General features: G+C 65.4%; 17 protein-coding genes and 1 pseudogene. 15 read left to right on the forward strand and 3 right to left on the reverse strand.

Annotated features, from left to right (window positions below; genetic code table 11):
* Window positions 1–2 precede the first annotated feature (2 nt).
* The 8 genes from nuoL to GGR11_RS01980 are packed head-to-tail and all read left to right on the forward strand — an operon-like array spanning window position 3 to window position 9,581.
* Window positions 3–2,096 (forward strand): NADH-quinone oxidoreductase subunit L, encoded by a 2,094-nt coding sequence (gene nuoL, locus GGR11_RS01945; protein ID WP_183195169.1) that lies wholly within the window; start codon window positions 3–5, stop codon window positions 2,094–2,096.
* 4 nt (window positions 2,097–2,100) lie between these two features.
* Window positions 2,101–3,585, forward strand: a complete 1,485-nt coding sequence (locus GGR11_RS01950) for an NADH-quinone oxidoreductase subunit M (protein ID WP_183195170.1) — start codon at window positions 2,101–2,103, stop codon at window positions 3,583–3,585.
* 8 nt (window positions 3,586–3,593) lie between these two features.
* Window positions 3,594–5,036 (forward strand): NADH-quinone oxidoreductase subunit NuoN, encoded by a 1,443-nt coding sequence (gene nuoN, locus GGR11_RS01955; protein ID WP_183195171.1) that lies wholly within the window; start codon window positions 3,594–3,596, stop codon window positions 5,034–5,036.
* 4 nt (window positions 5,037–5,040) lie between these two features.
* Entirely contained in the window at window positions 5,041–5,790 is a 750-nt protein-coding gene (locus GGR11_RS01960; protein WP_183195172.1) for a biotin--[acetyl-CoA-carboxylase] ligase, read from the forward strand.
* Window positions 5,787–6,566: a type III pantothenate kinase gene (locus tag GGR11_RS01965; protein ID WP_183196345.1), complete on the forward strand. Its 780-nt coding sequence runs from the start codon at window positions 5,787–5,789 to the stop codon at window positions 6,564–6,566. The genes GGR11_RS01960 and GGR11_RS01965 overlap by 4 nt, the downstream gene beginning before the upstream one ends.
* Window positions 6,567–8,240: a ribonuclease J gene (locus GGR11_RS01970; protein WP_183195173.1), complete on the forward strand. Its 1,674-nt coding sequence runs from the start codon at window positions 6,567–6,569 to the stop codon at window positions 8,238–8,240.
* 54 nt (window positions 8,241–8,294) lie between these two features.
* On the forward strand, window positions 8,295–9,203 hold the full coding sequence (locus tag GGR11_RS01975) for a hypothetical protein (RefSeq protein WP_183195174.1): 909 nt from the start codon (window positions 8,295–8,297) through the stop codon (window positions 9,201–9,203).
* Between the two features lie 39 nt (window positions 9,204–9,242).
* Window positions 9,243–9,581, forward strand: a complete 339-nt coding sequence (locus GGR11_RS01980; RefSeq protein ID WP_183195175.1) for a DUF3088 family protein — start codon at window positions 9,243–9,245, stop codon at window positions 9,579–9,581.
* Window positions 9,582–9,603: 22 nt separating this feature from the next.
* Here the strand turns inward: GGR11_RS01980 and GGR11_RS01985 are convergent, their stop codons facing one another.
* Window positions 9,604–9,957 carry a 5-carboxymethyl-2-hydroxymuconate Delta-isomerase gene (locus GGR11_RS01985; protein WP_183195176.1) on the reverse strand — a complete coding sequence of 118 codons (354 nt, stop codon included), beginning with the start codon at window positions 9,955–9,957 and terminating at the stop codon, window positions 9,604–9,606.
* A gap of 76 nt (window positions 9,958–10,033) precedes the next feature.
* Here GGR11_RS01985 and GGR11_RS01990 point away from each other — a divergent pair, with 76 nt between their 5' ends.
* Window positions 10,034–10,300, forward strand: a complete 267-nt coding sequence (locus tag GGR11_RS01990) for a DUF1467 family protein (RefSeq protein ID WP_008259708.1) — start codon at window positions 10,034–10,036, stop codon at window positions 10,298–10,300.
* Window positions 10,301–10,462: 162 nt separating this feature from the next.
* Window positions 10,463–13,400: pseudogene (locus GGR11_RS01995) on the forward strand (TonB-dependent receptor).
* A gap of 241 nt (window positions 13,401–13,641) precedes the next feature.
* On the opposite strand, the gene GGR11_RS02000 reads toward GGR11_RS01995, so the two are convergent.
* The gene (locus GGR11_RS02000) at window positions 13,642–14,241 is read right to left on the reverse strand and encodes an RNA polymerase sigma factor (RefSeq protein ID WP_183195178.1); all 600 of its coding nucleotides are present in this window, start codon (window positions 14,239–14,241) and stop codon (window positions 13,642–13,644) included.
* Window positions 14,242–14,630: 389 nt separating this feature from the next.
* Between GGR11_RS02000 and proS the strand changes: the two genes are divergently transcribed.
* The 3 genes from proS to GGR11_RS02015 are packed head-to-tail and all read left to right on the forward strand — an operon-like array spanning window position 14,631 to window position 17,924.
* Window positions 14,631–15,947: a proline--tRNA ligase gene (gene proS / locus GGR11_RS02005; RefSeq protein ID WP_154725278.1), complete on the forward strand. Its 1,317-nt coding sequence runs from the start codon at window positions 14,631–14,633 to the stop codon at window positions 15,945–15,947.
* Window positions 15,944–17,230, forward strand: coding sequence for a lipoprotein-releasing ABC transporter permease subunit (locus GGR11_RS02010; RefSeq protein ID WP_183195179.1), 1,287 nt, complete (start codon window positions 15,944–15,946; stop codon window positions 17,228–17,230). The genes proS and GGR11_RS02010 overlap by 4 nt, the downstream gene beginning before the upstream one ends.
* Window positions 17,223–17,924: an ABC transporter ATP-binding protein gene (locus tag GGR11_RS02015; RefSeq protein ID WP_183195180.1), complete on the forward strand. Its 702-nt coding sequence runs from the start codon at window positions 17,223–17,225 to the stop codon at window positions 17,922–17,924. Before GGR11_RS02010 ends, GGR11_RS02015 begins: the two co-directional genes overlap by 8 nt.
* A 41-nt stretch (window positions 17,925–17,965) precedes the next feature.
* On the opposite strand, the gene msrA is transcribed toward GGR11_RS02015, so the two are convergent.
* Window positions 17,966–18,604 (reverse strand): peptide-methionine (S)-S-oxide reductase MsrA, encoded by a 639-nt coding sequence (gene msrA, locus GGR11_RS02020; protein ID WP_183195181.1) that lies wholly within the window; start codon window positions 18,602–18,604, stop codon window positions 17,966–17,968.
* A gap of 483 nt (window positions 18,605–19,087) precedes the next feature.
* Here msrA and dnaE point away from each other — a divergent pair, with 483 nt between their 5' ends.
* Both dnaE and GGR11_RS02030 read left to right on the forward strand, forming a co-directional pair.
* On the forward strand, window positions 19,088–22,549 hold the full coding sequence (dnaE, locus tag GGR11_RS02025; RefSeq protein ID WP_183195182.1) for a DNA polymerase III subunit alpha: 3,462 nt from the start codon (window positions 19,088–19,090) through the stop codon (window positions 22,547–22,549).
* Window positions 22,549–23,043 carry a DUF3224 domain-containing protein gene (locus tag GGR11_RS02030; protein ID WP_246331647.1) on the forward strand — a complete coding sequence of 165 codons (495 nt, stop codon included), beginning with the start codon at window positions 22,549–22,551 and terminating at the stop codon, window positions 23,041–23,043. The genes dnaE and GGR11_RS02030 overlap by 1 nt, the downstream gene beginning before the upstream one ends.
* Window positions 23,044–23,088: the final 45 nt, after the last annotated feature.

Genomic DNA, 23,088 nt, shown 5'->3' on the forward strand with positions numbered 1-23,088 from the left:
GCGTGAACCTCCACACCCTGATCATTCTCGGGATCTTCGCCCCGCTGCTGGGCGCGACCGTCGCCGGCCTGTTCGGCCGCCGCATCGGCAATATCCCGTCGCAGACCATCACGACCGGCCTGCTGTTCTTCTCGTGCGCCGTCGCCTGGACGGTGTTCGGCCAATGGACCTGGGGCCATCTCGAGCCCTTCACCATCCGCCTGGCGCCCTTCATCAATGTGGGCGACTTCCAGTCGGCCTGGTCGATCCGCATCGACGCCTTGTCGGCGACCATGCTGATCGTGGTCACCAGCGTCTCGTCGCTGGTTCACCTGTATTCCTGGGGCTATATGGCCGAGGACGACAGCCGGCCGCGCTTCTTCGCCTATCTGTCCCTGTTCACCTTCATGATGCTGGCGCTGGTGACGGCCGCCGACTTCATGCAGATCTTCTTCGGCTGGGAAGGTGTGGGCCTGGCGTCCTATCTGCTGATCGGCTTCTGGTTCAAGAAGCCGACCGCCAGCGCCGCCGCCATCAAGGCCTTCGTCGTCAACCGCGTCGGCGACTTCGGCTTCGTGCTGGGCATCATCACCATCTTCTGGATGTACGGGACGATCGAGTTCTCGGAACTGTTCCCGCTGGTGGCCACCAAGGCCGGCACGACTTGGGAGTTCCTGGGCGTCCAGTGGTCCGCGCTCGACCTGGCCGGCTTCCTGCTGTTCATCGGCGCCATGGGCAAGTCGGCCCAGTTCTTCCTGCACACCTGGCTGCCGGACGCGATGGAAGGCCCGACCCCGGTTTCGGCCCTGATCCACGCCGCCACCATGGTGACCGCGGGCGTCTATATGGTCTGCCTGCTGTCGCCCATCTATGAGTACGCCCCCGGCGCGTCGCAGATCATCGCCATCATCGGCGCGATCACGGCCCTGTTCGCCGCCACGGTCGGCCTGACCCAGAACGACATCAAGCGGGTCATCGCCTATTCGACCTGTTCGCAGCTGGGCTACATGTTCTTCGCGGCGGGCGTCGGCGCCTATCAGGCGGCCATGTTCCACCTGTTCACCCACGCCTTCTTCAAGGCTCTGCTGTTCCTGGGCGCCGGTTCGGTGATCCACGGCATGCATCACGAGCAGGACATGCGAAAGATGGGCGGCCTGTGGAAGCTGCTGCCGATCACCTATGCCGTCATGACCATCGGCACGATCGCCATCACCGGCCTGGGCATTCCCGGCGTCGGCGGCTTCGCCGGCTTCTATTCGAAGGACTCGATCATCGAGAGCGCCTTCGCCTCGGCGGCCTCGGGCCATTCGGCGGTCGGCATGTTCGCCTTCTCCATCGGCCTGATCGCGGCTGGTCTGACAGCCTACTACTCGTGGCGCCTGATCTTCATGACCTTCCACAACAAGCCGGTGTGGAAGGAAGAGGGCCACGCCCATCATGCCGACGATCACGCCTCGCACGCCCAGCTGGAAACCCATTCCGAGCCGGTCGCTGATGCGCACGCCCATGATGATCACGCCCACGACGACCACGCCCATCACGGCCCGCTGAAGCCGCATGAGAGCCCTTGGGTCATGCTGGTTCCGCTGATCCTGCTGTCGGTCGGCGCGGTCGCTGCGGGCTTCGTGTTCGCGCCGCACTTCATCGGCCATCACGAGCACGAGTTCTGGCGCGGGGCCATCTTCACCGGCGAGCACAACCATGTGCTCCACGAAAGCCACGACGTCCCGACCTGGGTGAAGTGGTCGCCGCTGATCCTGACCCTGACCGGTACGGCCTTCGCCTACTGGATTTATGTCGCCCGCGAAGGCATGGGCCGTCGCATGGCCGAGCGGGGCGGGTTCCTGTACAACTTCTTGTACAACAAGTGGTATTTCGACGAGCTGTACGACTTCGTCTTCGTGCGCGGCTTCAAGGCCGTGGGCGACGCCTTCTGGAAGATCGTCGACGTGAAGATCATCGACGGCCTCGGCCCGAACGGCGCCGCCTGGGCGTCGCTGAAATCCGCCGCACGACTGGGCAAGCTCCAGTCTGGCTTCGTCTATCATTATGCCTTCGTGATGCTGCTCGGGGTGGCCGGTCTGCTCACCTTCGCCATCCTCGCGTGGGGAGCCTGAGCCCGTGCCCTACATTCTGAGCCTCGTTACATTCCTGCCGCTGGTCGGCGCCCTGGCGATCTTCCTCGCCCGGCTGGCGTCCAAGTCCCAGGACGCCGCCGCCCCGGCCGCCCGCTGGATCGCCCTGATCACGACCCTGGTCGTGCTGGGGGTCTCGGTCGTGCTGGTCTCCGGCTTCGATCCGTCGAACGTCAGCTATCAGTTCGTCGAAATGGTCCCCTGGTTCGCCGGGGCCAGCTATCATCTGGGCGTCGATGGGATTTCGATCCTGTTCGTCCTGCTGACGGCCTTCCTGATGCCGATCTGCATCCTGGCCAGCTGGAAATCGATCGAGACGCGAGCCGTCGAATATATGATCGCCTTCCTGGTGCTGGAGACCCTGGTCATCGGCGTCTTCACGGCGCTGGACCTGTACCTCTTCTACATCTTCTTCGAAGGCACCCTGGTGCCGATGTTCCTGATCATCGGCATCTGGGGCGGCGCCAACCGGATCTACGCCGCCTACAAGTTCTTCCTCTACACCCTGCTGGGGTCGGTGCTGATGCTGCTGGCCATGCTGTGGATGTCGCACACCGCCGGCACCACCAGCATTCCCGAGCTGAAGCAGTACGCCTTCGACCCGGCGGTTCAGCCCCTGCTGTGGCTGGCCTTCTTCGCCTCCTTCGCGGTGAAGATGCCGATGTGGCCGGTTCACACCTGGCTGCCCGACGCCCACGTTCAGGCCCCGACGGCGGGTTCTGTCATCCTGGCCGGCATCCTGCTGAAGCTGGGCGGTTACGGCTTCATCCTGTTCAACGTGCCGATGTTCCCGGTGGCGTCCGAGATGTTCCGCCCGCTGATCTTCACCCTGTCGGTCGTCGCCATCGTCTATACCTCGCTGGTCGCCTGGCGTCAGACGGACATGAAGAAGCTGATCGCCTATTCGTCGATCGCCCACATGGGCTTCGTCACCCTGGGCATCTTCTCGGGCAACTATCAGGGCATGCAGGGCGCGGTGTTCCAGATGATCAGCCACGGCCTGATCTCGGGCGCGCTGTTCCTGTGCGTCGGCGTCGTCTACGACCGGATGCATACGCGTGAGATCGCCTTCTACGGCGGCCTGACCTCGCGCATGCCCTGGTTCGCCGCCATCTTCCTGATGTTCACCATGGCCAACGTCGGCCTGCCGGGCACCTCGGGCTTCATCGGCGAAGTCCTGACCATGACGGGCGCCTATCAGGCCTCGACCTGGGCGGCCCTGGTTGCGGCCTCGGGCGTCATCTTCTCGGCCGTCTATGCCCTGACCCTGTATCGGGCGGTCATGTTCGGCGAGATCACCAATCCGAAGCTGATGACCATCGCCGACATCGACAAGCGTGAGCTGCTGCTGTTCGTGCCGCTGATCCTCGGCACCCTGTGGCTGGGCGTCCATCCGGCCGCCGTCCTCGATTACACCGGGCCCGCCGTCGAGGCCCTGACCAATGCCTATCGCGTCGCGATCGGCGGGTGAGACCAAGCATGCCTGATCTGTCCTCCGCCCTGCATCTCGCCGCCTCGGAGCTGACCCTCGCGGTCGGCGCCCTGGTCCTGCTGATGGTCGGCGCCTTCATCGGCGACAAGAGCGCCCGACTGGTGTCCATCCTGTCGGTCCTGCTGCTGATCGCCGCCGCCGTCCTCGCCTTCATGGGACCGTGGGGCGTCGCCTTCAACGGCGCCTATGTGGCCGATCCCCTGGCGATCTACGGCAAGAGCGTCATCTATCTGTCCGCCGCCGTGGCCATCATCCTCGGCGACGGCTGGATGAAGCGCACCCACATCGCCAAGTTCGAATATCCGGTCCTGATCGTGCTGGCCTCGGTCGGCATGGGGATGATGGCGTCCTCGGGCGACCTGATCTCCATGTATGTCGGCATCGAGCTGCACTCGCTGGCCCTGTACGTCCTTGCCGCCTTCCACCGCGACGACGTCAAGGCGTCGGAAGCGGGTCTGAAATATTTCGTCCTCGGCGCCCTGTCGTCGGGCCTGCTGCTGTACGGCTCCAGCCTGATCTACGGCTTCGCCGGTTCGATGCGGTTCGAGGACATCGCCGCCTTCGCTGTCGATCACCCCAGCCCCGGCCTGGTGTTCGGTCTGGTCTTCCTGATCTGCGGTCTGGCGTTCAAGGTCTCGGCCGCGCCCTTCCACATGTGGACGCCCGACGTGTACGAAGGCGCCCCGACCCCGGTCGTGGCCCTGTTCGCCACGGCGCCCAAGGTCGCCGCCATGGTCCTGATCGCCCGCGTCCTGGAGGGCGGCTTCAGCGAAGCCCACGCCCAGTGGTCGCAGGTCCTGGTCGCCATCTCCCTGATCAGCTTCGTCGTCGGCGCCTTCGGCGGCCTGGTGCAGAAGGATGTCCAGCGCCTGCTGGCCTATTCGTCGATCGCCAACATCGGCTACGCCCTGCTGGGCATCGCCGCCGGCACCAGCGAAGGCCTGCAGGCCATGCTGATGTTCATGACCCTGTATGTCATCGACCAGCTGGGCTTCTTCGCCATCCTGCTCAGCCTGTCCAAGTCGGGCCGTCCGATCCGTCGCATCGCCGATCTGGCGGGCCTGAAGAAGGATCGTCCGGTCACGGCCGTGGCCCTGACCATCCTGTCGCTTTCGGTCCTGGGCATGCCGCCGTTCTCGGGCTTCTGGGGCAAGTATTATGTCTTCGGCGCCGCCGCTGACGCCGGCCTGTGGCCGGTGGCCGCCGCCGGTCTGGTCGCCTCGGTCGTCGCCGCCTTCTATTATCTGCGCATCATCAAGCTGATGTGGTTCGACGCACCCGTCGACGACATCCAGATGGACAAGTCCTCGCCGGAAACCAGCCTCATCGGCTGGGCCTGCGCCGCCTTCGCCTTCCCGCTGGTGATCGTCGGTCTGACCTGGCTGGAGCCGCTGACCAAGGTTGCGAGCGCCGGCTTCGGGAACGGTTAGGGCGTTGACGCCCGCCCCTCTGGTCATTCTCGACGAGGTCGACTCGACGCTGTCGGAAGCCCGGCGGCTGGCGGAGGCGGGGGAGGTCGGCCCGAAGTGGATCATCGCGCGCCGCCAGACGGCGGGGCGTGGCCGGCGCGGCCGAAGCTGGGTGGACAAGCCCGGAAATCTGGCCGCGACCTTGCTGATCCGGGTTCATGCGTCGCCGCGCGAGGCCGCGCAGGCGACCTTCATCGCCGCCCTGGCCGTCTCCGACCTGCTGGACGTCTTCGTCTCGCCGGCCCTGGTCTCGATCAAATGGCCGAACGACGTCCTGCTGGACGGTCGCAAGGCGTGCGGCATCCTGGTCGAAAGCGGTGCGCACGCGTCGGGCGGGCTCTGGCTGGCCGTCGGGATCGGCGTGAACCTGACCCATGCGCCCGAGGGAACCGAGAAGGCCTCGGCGGCGATCGCGGAAAAGCTGCGCGAGGACCTCGCCTTCGCCCCGCCGGTCGAAGCCGCCGCCGAGATCCTGGCCGAGACCTTCGCCGTCTGGTGGGGGCGCTGGCAGACGATGGGCTTCGAGCCGGTTCTGGACGCCTGGACCAGCCGTCTGACCGGGCTGAACGGCCCGTGCACCGCGCGTCTGGACAACGAAACGATCGAGGGCCTGGCCGAGGGTGTGGAGCCTGATGGAGCCTTGCGCCTGCGTCTGGCCGACGGTTCGGTTCGTCTGATTTCGGCCGGCGACGTCTTCTTCGGCAAGGCGGCCTGATGCTGCTTGCTATCGAACAGGGCAACACCAATACGCTGTTCGCCGTCCACGACGGTTCGGACTGGATCGCCCAGTGGCGCGCGGCCACCGAGGCCAGCCGCACGGCCGACGAATACGCCGTCTGGCTGAACCAGCTGATGACCATGAAGGGGCTGGCGTTCGCCGCCCTGACTGGCTGCATCATCTCCAGCGTCGTGCCCCAGTCGATCTTCAACCTGCGCAATCTGGCGCGCCGCTATCTGAACATCGAACCCCTGGTCATCGGTGAGAACGCCGAGCTCGGCATCGACGTCCGCATCGCCAAGCCCAGCGAGGCCGGCGCCGACCGCCTGGTCAACGCCATCGGAGCCAAGCTGGTCTATCCCGGCGACCTGATCGTCATCGACAGCGGCACGGCCACCACCTTCGACATCGTCGCCGACGACGGCGCCTTCGAGGGCGGTCTGATCGCGCCGGGCATCAATCTGTCGCTCCAGGCCCTTCACGAGGCGGCGGCCAAATTGCCGCGCATCGCCATTCAGAAACCTGAACGCGTCATCGGCAAGGGCACGGTCGAGGCCATGCAGTCCGGCGTCTTCTGGGGCTATATTTCGTTGATCGAAGGCCTGGTCGCGCGCATCAAGGCGGAATGGGCGCGGCCCATGACCGTTATCGGAACCGGCGGCGTCGCCAGCCTGTTCGAAGGCGCGACCGACAGCATCGATCACTTCGATCCCGACCTGACTATTCGCGGCCTCCTGGAAATCTGGCGTCGTAACGCCCAAATGACTGACTGAATGAAAAAGCAAAACCAAGACGAACTCGTTTTCCTGCCGCTGGGCGGCTCGGACGAGGTCGGTATGAACCTCAACGCCTATGGCTTCGGGCCAGAGGCTGATCGTGAATGGCTGATCGTCGATGTCGGCGTCACCTTCGGCGACCTGTCCACGCCCGGCGTGGACGTGATCGTGCCCGATCCTTCCTATCTGGAAGGCGAGACGATCAAGGGCATCGTCCTGACCCATGCGCACGAAGACCATATTGGCGCCCTGGGCTGGCTGTGGCCGCGCATCAAGGCGCCGATCTACGCCACCCCCTTCACCGCCTATCTGATCCGGGACAAACTGCGCGAGCGCGGCATCCTGGACGAGGTGCAGTTGATCGAGGTGCCGCTGGGCGGCACGGTCGATATCGGCTCGTTCGGCGTGACCTTCGTCAATATGAGCCATTCGATCGCCGAGCCGAGCGGCCTGGCCATCGACACCCCGCTGGGCGTGGTGTTCCATACCGGCGACTGGAAGATCGACGACCAGCCGATCATCGGCGAGAAGACCGACGCCCCCGCCATTCGCGCCATGGGCGACGAGGGCGTGCTGGCCATGGTCTGCGATTCGACCAATGTCTTCGTGCCGGGCGTCGCCGGGTCCGAGGGCGATGTGGCCGTCGCCATCACCAAGCTGATCTCCAGCCTCAAGGGCCGGGTCGCCGTGGGTTGTTTCGCCTCCAACGTCGCGCGCATGGACAGCGTCATCCGCGCCGCCGAGGCCTGCGGGCGTCGCGTGTCCCTGGCCGGCCGCTCGATGCACCGGATCACGGCGGCGGCCAAACACGTCGGCATGCTCCAGGACGTGAAGCCCTTCCTGTCGGACGAGGAGGCCCGCGTCTGGCCCGCCGACCAGATCCTGTATCTGTGCACCGGCAGCCAGGGCGAGGCGCGCGCGGCCCTGTCGCGCGTCGCCGACGGCACCCACCCGGTCGTCAAACTGGGTCTGGGCGACCACTGCATCTTCTCGTCGCGCCAGATCCCCGGCAATGAACTGGCCATCGGCAATCTGCAGGATCGTCTCGCGGACCGGGGCGTGCGCCTCTACACTGAGAAGGACCACCCCGGCATCCACGTCTCGGGCCACCCGTGCCGCGATGAACTGAAGCAGATGTATGAATGGGTGCGGCCTCAGATCGCCGTGCCGACCCATGGCGTGCGTCGCTTCCTGCTGGAACACGCCAACCTGGCCAAGGACATCGGCGTTAAGGAAACCGTGACGCCGCGCAACGGCGACATGGTTCGCCTGGCCCCCGGACCGGCCAAGATCATTGACGAGGTGCCGAACGGTCGCCTGTACGTCGACGGCGGCATGCTGGTGACCGAACAGGGCGAGGCCCTGAAGGAACGCCGCCACGCCTCGACCAATGGCGTGCTGATCGTCAGCTTCGCCCTCGACAAGCGCGGCCGCATCGCCAGCGACATCGACATCCGCAGCGTCGGCCTGCCCGGCGACACCGCGACGCCGTTGGGCGACGCCCTGGATAATCTGGCCGAGCGCGTCGAACAGGTGATCAAGAACCTGAAGGGCGACGCCTTGGACGACGAAATGGTCATAGAACAGGCCGTCGCTCGCGTGTTGAAGAAGGCCAGCCAGCAGATCTGGGATCGTCGCCCGATCGTCGAGACGGTCGTCCTGCGGGTCTGATGCAACCTTGACCGTTTGGGCGCATTTCTTGCGCCTGAACGGTTGGGGAAACTCATGTCGGACAAGCCCACGCGCGCGCGCCGTCTGCTGGAACGGGTGCGCCACGCCCGTCACCCCTTGCGCGGCTGGCGCCGCTGGGCGGTCATTGCGGGGCAGGGGATCGGCGGCTTCGTCGCCCTGTTCGCCGCAGTGAACCTGGCGCTAAGCCTTTCGACCTTTCGCGGCGACGAGCCGCTGTCGCGCACCGTCCACGAACTGCGCGTTCTTTGGTTCAGCCCGCCGGACGGACGGCCCATGTCGCCGACGGCCTTTCCGACCGTCTATGGCCGTGGCCTCGGCCCCGCGCCCGACACCGCCGCCATCCACGCCTATCTGGAGCGGGAGGCCGAGGACGGGGTCTTCCTGCTGGACCATGTCATGGTGGACCGGATCCTGACGATGAACGGCCGCATCGACGCCCGCAGCCTGCCGTCCGGCGTCTATGTCGGCGCCCACGCCCTGGGGCCGGACCGGCTGCCGCTGGTGCCCGTGACCAAATACATGGCCCATTATCTGCTGTTCCCGCGCCACGCCTATATTCTGGTCGTGCCGCAGACGGGACCGGCCATCGCCTTTTCCGCCAGCCAGAACGCCAAGTTCGGCGTCACGGATCACCCCGACCGACTCTCGGCCGAGATCGCCCCCTATACGCCCGACGCCTATGACTTCCCCAGTTCGGGCGAGGCCCTGCACGAGATGACGCGAATCACCAGAGACCCGGCCCGCGTCGCCGAGGCGGTCGAGGCCCTGAAGGACGCCCAGGCCCGTCTGGAGGCCGAGGGCCTGACCTACGGCCTGCTGGCCCCGAACTCGAACACCGCTGTCGGCTGCGTGCTGGAACGGTCAGGCTCGATCACCCAGGCGGAGCGGTCGTCCATCCTGTTGGCGTTACGCGCGCCGGGCTTCGGCGCAGCCTGCGAATAGACGTCTCGGAATCCGTGGGAGGTCCGCTATATCCCGTCCATGACCGAACGACTCTTCCTGCTGAATCCCGACTGGCATGACGACCAGGGCGGCCCGTGGTTCTGTCCGGCCGGCGCCTATATCGAGGGTGTTTTGGCCTTCTATCCCCAGCTGGGGAACGCGCTTGAGGTGGTCTATCTGGACCATGCCCGGCCGCGCCCGCCGGTCATCGCCGAGGTCGGCGAAGCGCATCAGAGCTGCCCGATCCTGATCCTGGACGGCGAACTGGACTGGCCGGAGGCCCAGGTCAGCGAAATCACCGGCCGCCGCTTCCTGCAAGACCACGCCATCGCCCCCTATCTGGCGGCCCGCTACGGCGTCGGTCGGCCGCATCCCTGAGGGCGGCCCAGCCGATATCCGTTCAGCCGAGCGTGGCCTTGCGATAGGTCTCGTTCAGTTCGAACACCTCGGCCGACACCTCGACCTTGCCGGTCGTGCTGGACAGGGCGGCGGTCAGGATCTCGAGAACCCTTTCGCTCAGCGCGCTCTTCTGCTCCGGCGTGCGGCCCAGCATCAGGCCGATGCGGCAGGCCAGCATGGCGGTCTCCGGCGCATCATCGGCGATGACGACGTGATCAAGGGCGATCAGCCGGGTCTTGCACGCCGACAGGGCGGCCCCGGCGATCTCGACGGCGGCCTGGTGGATCTCCAGGGCGACCGGGGTCCAGTCGGTGTCGGCCAGGTGGCGGGTGTATTCCAGGGTGATCTGCGGCATGGCGGGGACTCGTCCAGAGGAGGCCGATCCTCTAGACCGGTTTCAACCGGGCGCCAAAGCCCGGACAGGAGGTCCCATGCCCATCGGCCCCATCACCATGTTCGGCATCTACATCATCGTCTGGTGGACGGTGTTGTTCGGCGTGCTGCCGCTGGGAACCTCGCGCGAGACCCACGAACCGCCGACGGACGGCGCCCAGTGGGGCGCGCCGACGACGCCGAACCTGAAGCGCAAATTCATCACCACCACCTGGGTCGCGGCCCTGGTCTGGGTCTTCGTCATGGTGCTGATCTTCACCGGATGGCTGCCCCTGCCGGACTTCTCGCGCGCGCCGGCGGTTTAGGCGGCACGTTACGATGCCGTCTAGGCGCGCACGGTCGGCCTGACCCCCCCCGTTTTTCCACCTCGGGCGTCAGGGTTCGCGCCGGGCGCCGCCACGGCGGTGAAGCCAAAGGTGAAGCTTTCTTGAAGATTCACCCTGTGGGGCTTCGCGCTGCGTCCTTTGTTGTGTGGGCCGGTCAGGCCCGATATCGGGGATGCTTCTCATGTCTAGTCTTTCACTGCGGCAGGCGCTGCGGATCACGGTCGCCGGGGTGGCGCTCGGCCTGTCGGCCCTGCCGGCCTTCGCCCAGACGGCCGATGTCTCCGCCACCTCGTCGGGTTCCGATGCGGTCACACTGACGGAGATAGTAGTCGCCGGCCAGCGTCGCAGCCAGGCGCGCGCGCTCCAAGAACAACATGACAGCCTGACTGTCGCCAATGTCGTCTCGGCTGAAGAGCTTCAGGCCCAGCCGACCGCCAATCTCGCCGATCTTCTGTCCCGCCTGCCTGGCCTGTCTTCTGCGGTCGATCAGTCGCGCAACCAGGCCGGCACCGGTGAGGCGCAATATGTCACCATCCGCGGTCTCGACAGCGCCTGGAACGCCTATTCGATGAACGGGGTCCGGCTGGCCCAGACCGACTCCGCCGCTCGCAGCATCTCGATGAACCTGCTTTCGCCCTTCTCTCTGTCGTTTGTCCGGGTCGACAAGGCTCCAACGGCTGAGATGGATGGCGACGCCTTGGCGGGCACCGTTGATTTCCGCACGGCCTCGGGCTTCGACTTTGCGTCCAGCTACAATCGCCTCCGCATTCAAGGCCAATTGGCTGACCGCGCGATCCAGCGTGACGTGGACGGCCTGGGCTATACCGCCCAGGTGGAACTGGCCCGCACCTTTGGCGGCGCCGACCAGTTCGCCGTCTACGGGAACCTCTATTATCAGGACAAGGATAATGCCGGCGAATCCCGCGCCGTCCAGCAGGACTATGTCAAAACGGACTCGACCGCTCCGGGCTTGGTCCGCGAGCAGGGCACAAACCTCTACGCCCGCGGGCCGCAATGGAACTTCTACCGCAACAGCGTCAAACGCCAGGGCGGCGCCCTGTCGCTGGATTACAAGACTGACGCCCAGAGCCTCTACGGACGGTTCACTCACGGTGAGTTCGAACTGTTGACCAGTATGGATCAATCCTCGGCCCGTCTGGGGTTGGCGACCGCCCCCAGCGGTTCCAAGGAACTGGTGGATTTCCTGACCGCAGCCCGCCCATCTTCGGCCTGGCAGATCAATGGCGATAGTGATCCGAAGAACATCAAACTGTATGGCGCCATTCCGGGCCAATACAGCCGGACGGAACACTCGACTCAGACCCTGACGACAGCCCTGATCGGCGGCGAGACGATCCGTAATGCGCTTACGCTGGATTACGCCGTCTCCTATTCGAAGGGCCGCACTGAGTATCCGTTCCGCATGCAGGCCGGCTTCTACGCCTTCCCCTACATCGGCACCGCCGACCAGGGCGGCAAGGCGACCGTGCCGCTGCTCACCGACATCTCCGATCCCAAGGATCCGCGGGCCGTTCTAGATGCGGCAGGCCTGCGCTACCTTGGCCGCACGGACATCACGCGCCAATGGTACATCACCTACGGCTATGAATACGCCGAAGAGACCAAGCTCGACTTCAAGACCAACCTGAACTGGTCAATCGAACACCCGATCCTGAAGGCGATCAAAGTCGGCGCGAAATACGAGACCTCTGATCGGGAATCGAACAACGTCGGCACCGATGACGAGAACCGGTTCTACTTCTACAAAAAGGACGCGAACGGCAATTGGACGACCAATCCGGCCTTGCTGGGCAACGGCAGCAACCGTTGGGCCGCTCAGGGCGACTATCTTTTCGACCTGCCGGGCCAGACCCTGAACGGGTTCATGGGCGGCGGGCTGCAGGTTCCGATCCGACTGGTCGATCCTGAGTACCTGAAGAACCAGGCCATGCAATACGCAGCGACCATTCCGTGGACGGATGAAGTCATGAAGCGTAACCTGCTGACCGGCGATGAGACCCGCGCTTCGGCCTATGCGCAGACCACTTTGACCTTCGGCGACACCATCACCGTCGTTCCAGGCCTGCGCTATGAAGACAACAACTTCGAAGGCACGTACTGGCGTCCGGAAAGCGTCACGGGCAAGGACGGCAAGACTGTGACCAACCGTGTCAGCGCCACATCGGACCGCGGCTTCGGCATCCTGCTGCCCAGCGTCATCGCCACATGGCGTCCGAACGAAGAAATCGTTGTGCGTGGGGCCGTGCGTCGGGCTTACACCCGCCCGGCGTTCGACCAGATGATCGGCGCCACCAGCATCTCCAAGGACGCCGACGGCAAGATCATCGCCATCAGTATCGCCAATCCGGATCTGCAACCTGTCACCGGCGTCAACTATGACCTCAGCATCGAAAAATATGGTGATGACGGTCATTATCTGATGGCGTCACTGTACTACAAAGACCTGAAGAACGTCATGTTCGTATCAGGATCGACCAATACCGGTTCCGATTACAATGTGTGGACCGGCGATGTGATCAAGGACGCCGGTGGGGCCGAGGTCACCAGCCTTGAGAACGCAAAGAACGGTTCGGTCCAAGGTCTTGAGTTGGGCATACGCCAACGTTTCGTCACTCTGCCGGGCCTGTGGGATGGCTTCGGGATCGGCGCAAACCTGACGGTGCAAAAGACGGAAGCACAACTTCGCATCGGCGGTATCGGCGACAATGTCACCCGACGCCTGATCAACGCCCCGGACAGCATCGTCAACGCGTCGCTCTTCTACAACAAGTACGGCCTGCGTGCGGAACTTGCCTACAGCCGCGTCGGCATGATCTATAAGGACGTGCGCAACAACAATGACGACACCTGGGTCCAGCCCATGCGTCGTCTCAACTTCAACGCCAACTATCAACTGGCCGACGGCTGGCAGGTCGGCGCGGCCGTGGAGAACATCCTGAACGACCAGTCCTACTGGGCGACTCAGGGCAAGGGCGAAGCCCTGCTTTCCCACGACCGTAAGGGCGGCTACGTCGAAACGGGTCGGACCTTCATGGTCAACTCGTCCTGGACTTTCTGATCCCGCGATCTCAGAATCCATATTGCTGCGAGGGCTTCTCCTGCGGGAGCAGCCCTCATATTCCGGGCCGGAGCGTCAAAGCTCCGGCCTTTCTTCTGCGCCGTAAGGCATGATCATTCGAATGGCGGCGCAGAGGTCCCGGCAGAAGCGTGAAACTATCCTCTCGCTTTGATCTCGGGCTGAGCCACGGCATCATGGGACTCGCTGAGCGCCGCCTCTTCAAACGATCCGGTCCAGGGGATTAAAACTCGTACCAGCCGCTGTGCCTGAGCCGGGCTCGGCACCGCGACAGCGCTCGGGCCAGAAGGCGCTGCACCGCCGCGCGGGACAGGCCCAGACGATGGGCGACATAAGTCAGCCGCTCGCCTTCGATATTGTGCAACATCAACACCAGCCGCTCTTCGCGAGGCAGGCTGAGAATCGCCGCTCGCAGCAGTTCGGCGTTCTGTTTCCACCGCACGGCCTCGAATGGGGTGAGCCCATCGGAAACCAGGTCGTCGTCCAGTTCTACATGTCGGTCGGCGTCGCGACTTCTCCGGCGGCGGTAAAGATCGATCAGGACGCCTTGGGCCGTCTTGAAGACATAGGTCGTATTGAACTCGGGCGGCGTACTGCGGTTGGCCTGCCGTACCAGCCGGGCGTAGACATCCTGAACGGCGTCGTCCGTGTCCGCCCTGCTCAAGGTGCTGGCCATGTAACGTCGCAGACGTCCGTCGAACCGAGCCACCAAATCTTGCAGACAGGCCGTCGCATCGACCGCTTCCAGGTGTAAGTCGGGTGGACCGTCCGTGCGGTATGTCGTCGGCGACTGCGCGTCCGCTTCGCTCACTTGCTCAAGCATGGCGCATCACAGATCCGTATCTTCGTTGGCGCGCCCCGTCCTCCACCGAGAAGGACTGTCACCACATTTGGGAAAGGTTGACGAACGAGGCGCGTAAAAGTCACATCGACGCACCGGTTCTCGTCCCCCAAGTAGGCGCGTCTCGTGTCAGTTCGGCAAAACTCATGTACACTTACGTGACATTGACGGGGGAGTGTGTGGCTATCTGTTGCTTTTCCGTTTTGAACCGTTTGGTCAACGCTGGGGCGGGGCAGGGCGGAGATGAACCGGGTGATGGTCTCGGCTGCGGGCCTCGGCGCGAGGTCGCGAATATCCCCATCCCGGCCTAGCTTTCGCCCCGGTCCAGCGGCTAAAGCCTTGGTCTGTCTCTACGCCTAGGATTCCCCATCATGCGCCTGTCGCGCTTTTTCCTGCCCACGCTGAAGGAAGCCCCTTCGGACGCCCAGATTGTCTCGCACCAACTGATGCTGCGCGCCGGCATGATCAAGCAGGAGGCCGCCGGCATTTACGCCTGGCTGCCGCTGGGCCTGCGGGTGCTGCGCAAGATCGAGCAGATCGTCCGTGAAGAGCAGCAGCGGGCCGGGGCGGTCGAACTGCTGATGCCGACCCTGCAACTGGCCGACCTGTGGCGGGAGTCTGGGCGTTACGACGCCTACGGTCCCGAGATGCTCCGCATTACCGACCGACACGAGCGCGAGCTGCTGTACGGGCCGACCAACGAGGAGATGATCACCGACATCTTCCGGGCCTATGTGAAGTCCTACAAGTCGCTGCCGCTGAACCTGTTTCACATCCAGTGGAAGTTCCGCGACGAGCGCCGCCCCCGGTTCGGCGTTATGCGCGGCCGCGAGTTCCTGATGAAGGACGCCTATTCCTTCGACGTGGACGAGGCCTCGGCCCGCAAGGCCTACAACCGCATGTTCGTGGCCTATCTGAACACCTTCGCCCGCATGGGCCTGAAGGCCGTGCCGATGCGCGCCGACACCGGCCCGATCGGCGGCGACCTGAGCCACGAATTCATCGTCCTGGCCGAGACGGGCGAGAGCGCGGTCTTCTGCGACAAGGCCCTGGTCGAAATGCCGGCGCCGGGCGCGGACGTGGACTGGGACGATCTTCAGTCAATCGTTGATCAACGAACCGCGCTCTACGCCGCCACCGAGGAAATGCACGACGAAGCCCGGTTCGAGGCCGAGACCGCCGAGGGCGACCGTCTGTCGGCGCGCGGCATCGAGGTCGGCCACATCTTCTATTTCGGCGAGAAATATTCGGCCCCTATGAAGGCCAAGGTCGCCGGGCCGGACGGTCAGGACGCCAATGTCCACATGGGCAGCTACGGCGTCGGCGTATCGCGCCTGCTGGGCGCCATCATCGAGGCCAGCCATGACGAGGGCGGCATCATCTGGCCCGACGCCGTGGCCCCGTTCGACGTGGTCGTGATCAATCTGCGCGCCAATGACGCCGCCGTCTCCGCCGCCTGCGAGGACGCGGTGGCCCAGCTGGAAAAACTGGGCAAGGACGTGCTGTACGACGACACCGACGAACGGCCGGGCGGCAAGTTCGCCACCGCCGATCTGATCGGCGTGCCCTGGCAGCTGACCATCGGTCCCAAGGGGCTGGCTGACGGCGTGGTCGAGCTGAAGCGCCGCGCCACCGGCGAGAAGGTCTCCGTGCCCCTGGCTGAAGCCATCGAAAGGTTGACTGCTTGAACCTGCCGTCCCGTCCTTCCGGCGCCTTCTCCTCGTGGGAGATCGGCCTGGCCCTCCGCTACCTCCGCGCCAAGCGCAAGGAGGGCGGGGTCGCCACCATCGCCGTGATCAGCTTCATCGGCATCATGCTGGCCGTCGCCGTGCTGATCAGCGTCATGAGCATCATGGCTGGCTTCCGTTCGGAACTGCTGGGCCGGATGCTGTCGTTCAACGGGCATATGTACGTCCAGGGGCCGGTGCTGACGTCGGAAGACCGGGACGCCGCCCTGAAGCGGATCGCTGACGTGCCCGGCGTGGTCAGCGTCACCCCTCTGAACGAAAGCCAGAGCCTGGTCCGTGTCGGCAACTTCACCACCGGCGCCATGGTGCGCGGCGTGCGGCCCCAGGATCTGGCCACCACCAAATACGTCTTCGACAGCCTGACGCCCAAGGAGCGCGCCGACTTCGGCAAGGGCCCCTATGGCGGCGACCGCATCCTGATGGGGGCCGCCCTGGCCAATTCCCTGGGCCTGCGGGTCGGCGACCCCGTCACCCTCTATTCCCCGACCGGCGCCGACAGCGCCTTCGGCAATCTGGGGGGGCTGGAAAAGACCTATTTCGTCGGCGGCCTGTTCCGTTCGGGCACGGCCGACTTCGACCGCGCCTTCCTGTTCATGCCGCTGGAGCAGCAGCAGCTGTTCTTCGGCAAGGAGGGGGTCTGGGACGCCATCGAGATCAAGGTCGACGATCCCGACCGCGTCGGCGAACTGACCCCCGCCATCCGCGACGCCGCCGGACCGGGCTCGGTCATCAGCGACTGGCGCGAACGTCTGGCGGCCTTCTACGGCGCCCTGCGGGTCGAGCGGGTGGCCATGAGCATCATCCTGGGCCTGGTCGTCGCCATCGCCGCCATGAACATCATCTCCGGCATCGTCATGCTGGTGAAGAACAAGACGCGCGACATCGCCATCCTGCGCACCGTGGGCGCCAGCCCGTCGGCCATCCTGCGCATCTTCTTCATGTCGGGCGCCATGATCGGCGTGGCGGGCACCCTGGCGGGCCTGGCCCTGGGCCTGCTGTTCTGCTGGAACATCGGCACGATCCAGCACGCCATCGAGGCCGTGCTGGGGGTGCAACTGTTCAACGCCGACGTCTATCAGCTGGACGCCATCCCGGCCCTGGTCGATCCGATGGACGTGACCTGGGTCGCCCTGCTGTCCTTCAGCATGAGCTGCCTGGCCAGCCTGCCGCCGTCCTGGACGGCCTCTCGCATCGATCCCGTGGAGGCGCTCCGCTATGAGTAGTCCCATTCTGTCGGTGCGCGGCCTGACCCGCACCTATGACACCGCCAACGGCGGCCTGACCGTGCTGAAGGGCGTCGATCTGGACGTCATGCCGGGCGAGATGGTCGGGCTGATCGGCCCCTCGGGCTCCGGCAAGTCCAGCCTGCTGCACGCCGCCGGCCTGCTGGAGAAGCCGACCGAGGGCACGGTCGCCATCGACGGCGAAATGGTGGGCGACCTCGACGAGCGCGCCCGCACCCGCCTGCGCCTGTCGCGCATCGGCTTCGTCTATCAGTTCCACCATCTGCTGGCCGAGTTCGACGCCCGCGACAATGTCGCCCTGCCGATGCGGATCGCGGGCATGAGCCTGGCCCAGGCGCGCCGTCAGGCCGAGGAAACGCTGACGACCCTGGGCCTGGGCGAACGTCTGACCCACCAGCCGGCCCAGCTGTCGGGCGGCGAGAAACAGCGCGTCGCCATCGCCCGGTCCCTGGCCAACAAGCCTCGCCTGCTGCTGGCCGACGAACCGACCGGCAACCTCGACCCGACCACCAGCCAGTCGGTGTTCGAATCCCTGCGCGACCTGGCCAAGACCACGGGCGTCGCCGCCCTGATCGCCACCCACAATATGGAGCTGGCCGGCCACATGGACCGCGTCTTCGCCCTGAAGGATGGCCATCTGGAAGAACGGGCGGCCCAGAGCCAGGCTTATTGAGTCAGGCTTCTTGAGCAAGGCCTGCTGAAGGCCCGCCCGCCTCACCCCACGGCGGCGGCGCCCCAGATGGCGCGCAGCTGCTGGGGCCGGCGGCAGCCTTGGCGGTAGGCCTCGTAATGAGCGCGGTTGCGGCGGGCGTAGTCCTGATGCTCTGGCCCGGCGGGCCAGAAACGCTGGACCCCGACGACCGGGGTGGTGAAGCTCTTGCCCAGAATGCGCATGGCCGCATCCCGTGACGCCACCGCGGCCGCCCTCTGCTCCGCCGTGGCGAAGACCGCCGCGCGATAGGACGGCCCCTGGTCGCAGAACTGCCCGTTCGGATCCGTCGGATCTATGGTGCGCCAGTAGCGGTCCACCAGGGCGCGATAGCTGACGACGCGGGGATCGAACGTGACCTGGACCGCCTCCATATGGCCGGTCCCGCCGCGCACCACCTGCTCATAGGTCGGGTTGGCCGTCCGGCCGCCGACGAAGCCCGACACGGCGGACCGCACCCCCGGCAGACCGTCGAACGCCTTTTCCTCTGACCAGAAACAGCCGCCGGCGAAGACGGCCGTCTGAAGCGGCGTCGCGGCCGGCTGGGCTTCGGCGCGGTCGGTCCGGGGCAGGGCGGCGGTCGCCAGAACAGCCAGGGCGGCGGCCGTCGTCGCGCCGGCCAGGAATTTCAGAGACTTGGGCATGGGAGATCTCCCTTTCTCCACAGGCATACGATGCGCCGCTGCAAATGGTTTCAGACCGTCTCGCCCCTTGGGATAAGATCGGGGTTGACGAGAACAATGAGCGAACATAGAACAAGACAAGAACATTCATGTCTGGGGATAAGTCGCCATGCCGCGTTTGATGAGAGATATGCTGTCGCTGGCCTCGTGCAGCGGTTTCGTCTGGATGGTCTGGACCCTGGCCATCAGCGTGACGGCCGCCTGATTTTCAGACTCGCACCGACAGGGTCTGAATTCGCATTGTGTAAAATCAATCGCTTATGAGAGAGTCTAGACTATTTGGACTGTGTTTTTTCGCCGTGAGGGTCTGAAGCCTCTATCCACAGCGGATCGATGATCGCACGGCCCGGATGAAGGTTTGCGGTGTTCCGGCGGGCGGTGATGTGAGACTCGGTCCAGGATGATGCGCGGCCTCCCTTCGGAGGCGCGACAGGCGGAGGTCCAGTGAGCGAACCGGTCAACAGTCAGGGTTTCGTCCATCTGCGGGTCCGCTCGGCCTATTCGCTGCTGGAAGGCGCGATCAAGGCGGGCAAGCTGGGCAAGCTGGCGGCGGACGCGGGCATGCCGGCCGTGGCGATCGCCGACCGGACCAATCTGTTCGGCGCGCTGGAGTTCAGCCAGTACACCCGTGACGCCGGGGTCCAGCCGATCATCGCCTGCGCGCTTCCGGTGTTCGACATCGGCGGACAACAGGCCGCGCGCTGGGCCAAGACCCCGACGGTGGTCCTGCTGGTTCAGAACGAAGCCGGGTGGCGCAATCTGTGCGCCCTGTCGTCCTCGGCCTATCTGGATGCGGGCGAAATGGCCGAGCCGGGCGTGGCCTGGGATCAGGTCGTGGCCCGGTCCGAGGGGCTGATCCTGTTGTCGGGCGGACCGGACGGTCCGGTCGATCCCCTGTTTACGCAAGGCAAGAAAGGCGAGGCCTCGGCCGCCCTGGCGACGATGAAATCCGTCTTCGGCGACCGCTTCTATGTCGAGCTTCAGCGGCACGGGCTGGAAGACGAACGGCGGGCCGAGCCGGGTCTGGTCGAATGGGCCTACGCCAACGACACGCCCCTGGTCGCGACCAACGACGTCTATTACGCCAAGGCGGCGCAGGCGAAGTCCCACGACGCTCTGCTGTGTATCGCCGACGGGGCCTTCACCGGTCAGGAAGACCGCCGCCGCATCACCGGTGAGCACTGGTTCAAGTCGGCGACGGCGATGCGCGAACTGTTCGCCGACCTGCCTGAGGCCTGCGACAACACCATCGACATCGCCCGGCGCTGCGCCTTCCTGGTTAATACCCATGCGCCCATCCTGCCGCGCTTTGACACCGGGGCAGGGCGGTCCGAGGCCGACGAACTGGCCCACCAGGCGCGCGAGGGGCTGAAGGTCCGCCTGGGCCAGATCACCCCCGCCGTGCCTGAGGCGGAATACTGGAGCCGGTTGGAATGGGAGGTCGGCATCATCCAACAGATGGGCTTCCCCGGCTATTTCCTGATCGTGTCCGACTTCATCAAATGGGCCAAGGAACACGGCATACCCGTGGGGCCGGGGCGGGGCTCGGGGGCCGGCTCTCTGGTCGCCTGGTCCCTGACCATCACCGATCTGGATCCCTTGCGGTTCGGCCTGCTGTTCGAGCGGTTCCTGAACCCCGAACGGGTTTCCATGCCCGACTTCGACATCGACTTCTGCCAGGAGCGGCGCGAAGAGGTGATCGACTATGTGCAGGACCGCTACGGCAAGGACCGGGTGGCCCAGATCATCACCTTCGGCACCCTGCAGGCGCGGGCCGTGCTGCGCGACGTCGGCCGGGTGCTGCAGATGCCGCTGGGTCAGGTGGACCGGCTCTGCAAGATGGTGCCGAACAACCCGGCCAATCCCGTCACCCTGGCCCAGGCCATCGACCTGGAGCCGCGCCTGAAGGAAGCCAGGGACGCCGAACCTGCGGTCCGCACCCTGCTGGAGACGGCGCTGGAGCTGGAGGGGCTGTACCGCAACGCCTCGACCCACGCCGCCGGCATCGTCATCGGCGACCGGCCTCTGGTCGAACTGGTGCCCCTGTACCAGGATCCGCGCTCCACCATTCCGGCCTCCCAGTTCAACATGAAATGGGTCGAGCCGGCGGGTCTGGTGAAGTTCGACTTCCTGGGCCTGAAGACCCTGACCGTGCTGGACCGCGCGCGCGGCTATCTGGAACGGCGCGGCGCGGCGCAGGACTGGAACGGCCTGCCGCTGGACGACGCCCGCACCTATGAGCTGATGGCCTCGGGCCAGACCGTCGGGGTGTTCCAGCTGGAATCCCAGGGCATGCGCGACACCCTGCGCAAGATGCGCTGCGGCTCCATCGAGGAGATCACCGCCCTGATCTCGCTGTATCGGCCGGGGCCGATGGAGATGATCGACACCTATATCGACCGGAAGTTCGGCCGGGCCGAGGTCGATTATCTGCACCCCAGTCTGAAGGAGGTTTTGACCGAGACCTATGGGGTCATCATCTACCAGGAACAGGTGATGAAGATCGCCCAGATCCTGGCGGGCTACAGCCTGGGCGAGGCCGACCTGCTGCGTCGCGCCATGGGCAAGAAGAAGAAGGAGGAGATGGACTTCCAGCGGGCGCGCTTCGTCAAGGGCGCGCTGGAGAAGACCGTCCCCGAGACCCAGTCCGGTTCGATCTTCGACCTGGTGGCCAAGTTCGCCGGCTATGGCTTCAACAAGTCGCACGCCGCCGCCTACGCCCTGATCTCGTTCCAGACCGGCTGGCTGAAGGCCAATCATCCGGTCGAGTTCTTCGCCGCCTCGATGAGTCTGGACCTGTCGAACACCGACAAGCTGGCGGTCTTCTATCAGGACGCCAAACGCTTCGACGTGCCGGTGCTGCCGCCCGATCTGAACCGGTCCTCGGCCGACTTCGACGTGGCCTGGGACGACAGCCGGGGGGTGGTCCTCTACGCCCTGGGCGCCATCCGCAACGTCGGGCTCGAGGCGATGAAACACGTCATCGAGGTGCGCGAGACCGGCGGCCGGTTCGCCGACATCTTCGACTTCCTGGAACGGGTCGATCCGCGCAGCGTCAACAAACGGGCGCTGGAAGGCCTGGCCAAGGCCGGCGCCTTCGACAGCATCCATCCCAACCGCCGCCAGTTGGTCGAACAGGCCGACGTCCTGATGGCCTATTGCCAGAGCGTGGCGGCCGAACGCGCCTCGTCCCAGGTCTCCCTGTTCGGCGGCGACCAGGCCCATGTCGGCCGGCCGCGGCTGAAGAGCGTCGAGCCCTGGGTCGGGCCCGAGCGGCTGGACCATGAACTGTCGGCGGTCGGCTTCTATCTCTCCGGCCACCCGCTGGACGAGATGACCTCGGCCCTGAAACGCAAGCGCGTCACCTTCGTCGCCGAGGCGATTCCCCTGGCGGAATCGGGCCACGAGGCCTTCCAGATGGCCGGGGTGGTGCGCCGCAAGCAGGAACGCGCCAGCGCCCGCACCGGCGAGAAATTCGCCTTCGTCACCTTCTCGGACCCGACCGGCGAGTTCGAATGCCTGTTCCCGCCCGAACAGCTGCGCAAATGCCGTGAGGTGCTGGAGCCCGGCGCCTCGGTCATGGTGCGGGTCCGCGCCAAGGCCTCGGAAGGGGAGGTGCGGTTCTTCGGCGACGACGCCAGCCGGATGGACAATCTGCTGGACGACGCCAACATCGGCCTGCGCATCCACGTCTCGGCCCGCACCGCCGACGCCGAGGCCCTGAAGGCCCGGCTGGAACGCGCCCGCTCCGGCGCCATCGGCAAGGGCGGCGAAATCTCCCTGGTCGCCTCGCTGGAAGGCCGTCAGGAGGTCGAGGTCAAGCTTCCCGGCCGCTACCGGCTGGACGGCGCCCTGCGCGGCGCCCTGAAGTCGGCGCCGGGCGTCCTGATGCTGGAGGAGGCGTGATGATCGCGCTTGTGCTGACCGCCGCGCTGGCTTCGTCTGTGATCGAACCCCAAACCGCCCCCCAATCTGCCGCCGCTGCTGCGGCCGTCGTCCGGAGCCCCGCCATGTCTCATGCCGCCGGAACCTTCGAGGTCAAGATCACGCCGGTCGCGCCCGAGCCGGACGCGCCTGCCGACACCCACGGCCGAATGAAACTCGCCAAGACCTTCCACGGCGATCTTGAAGGAACCGGCGTGGGGGAGATGCTGGGGATCATGGCCGGCCAGTCCGGCGCCTATGTCGCCATGGAGCGGGTGATGGGCGTGCTGAACGGTCGCCAGGGCGGTTTCTCAATGGTCCATCGCGGCGTCATGAACGCGGGGTCACAGGAGCTTCTGATCACCATCGTTCCGGGCTCAGGCAGGGGTGATCTGACGGGAATAAGCGGGGTCTTCCACCTGACGATCGCCGACGGCGAACATCGCTATATGCTGGACTACAGCCTGCCTGAATGACGCCCTGAAGGCCGGTTGCATATGGTCAAGCTGTTGAAATCACGG

The organism is Brevundimonas mediterranea, assembly GCF_014196125.1.
GTDB lineage: Bacteria > Pseudomonadota > Alphaproteobacteria > Caulobacterales > Caulobacteraceae > Brevundimonas > Brevundimonas mediterranea.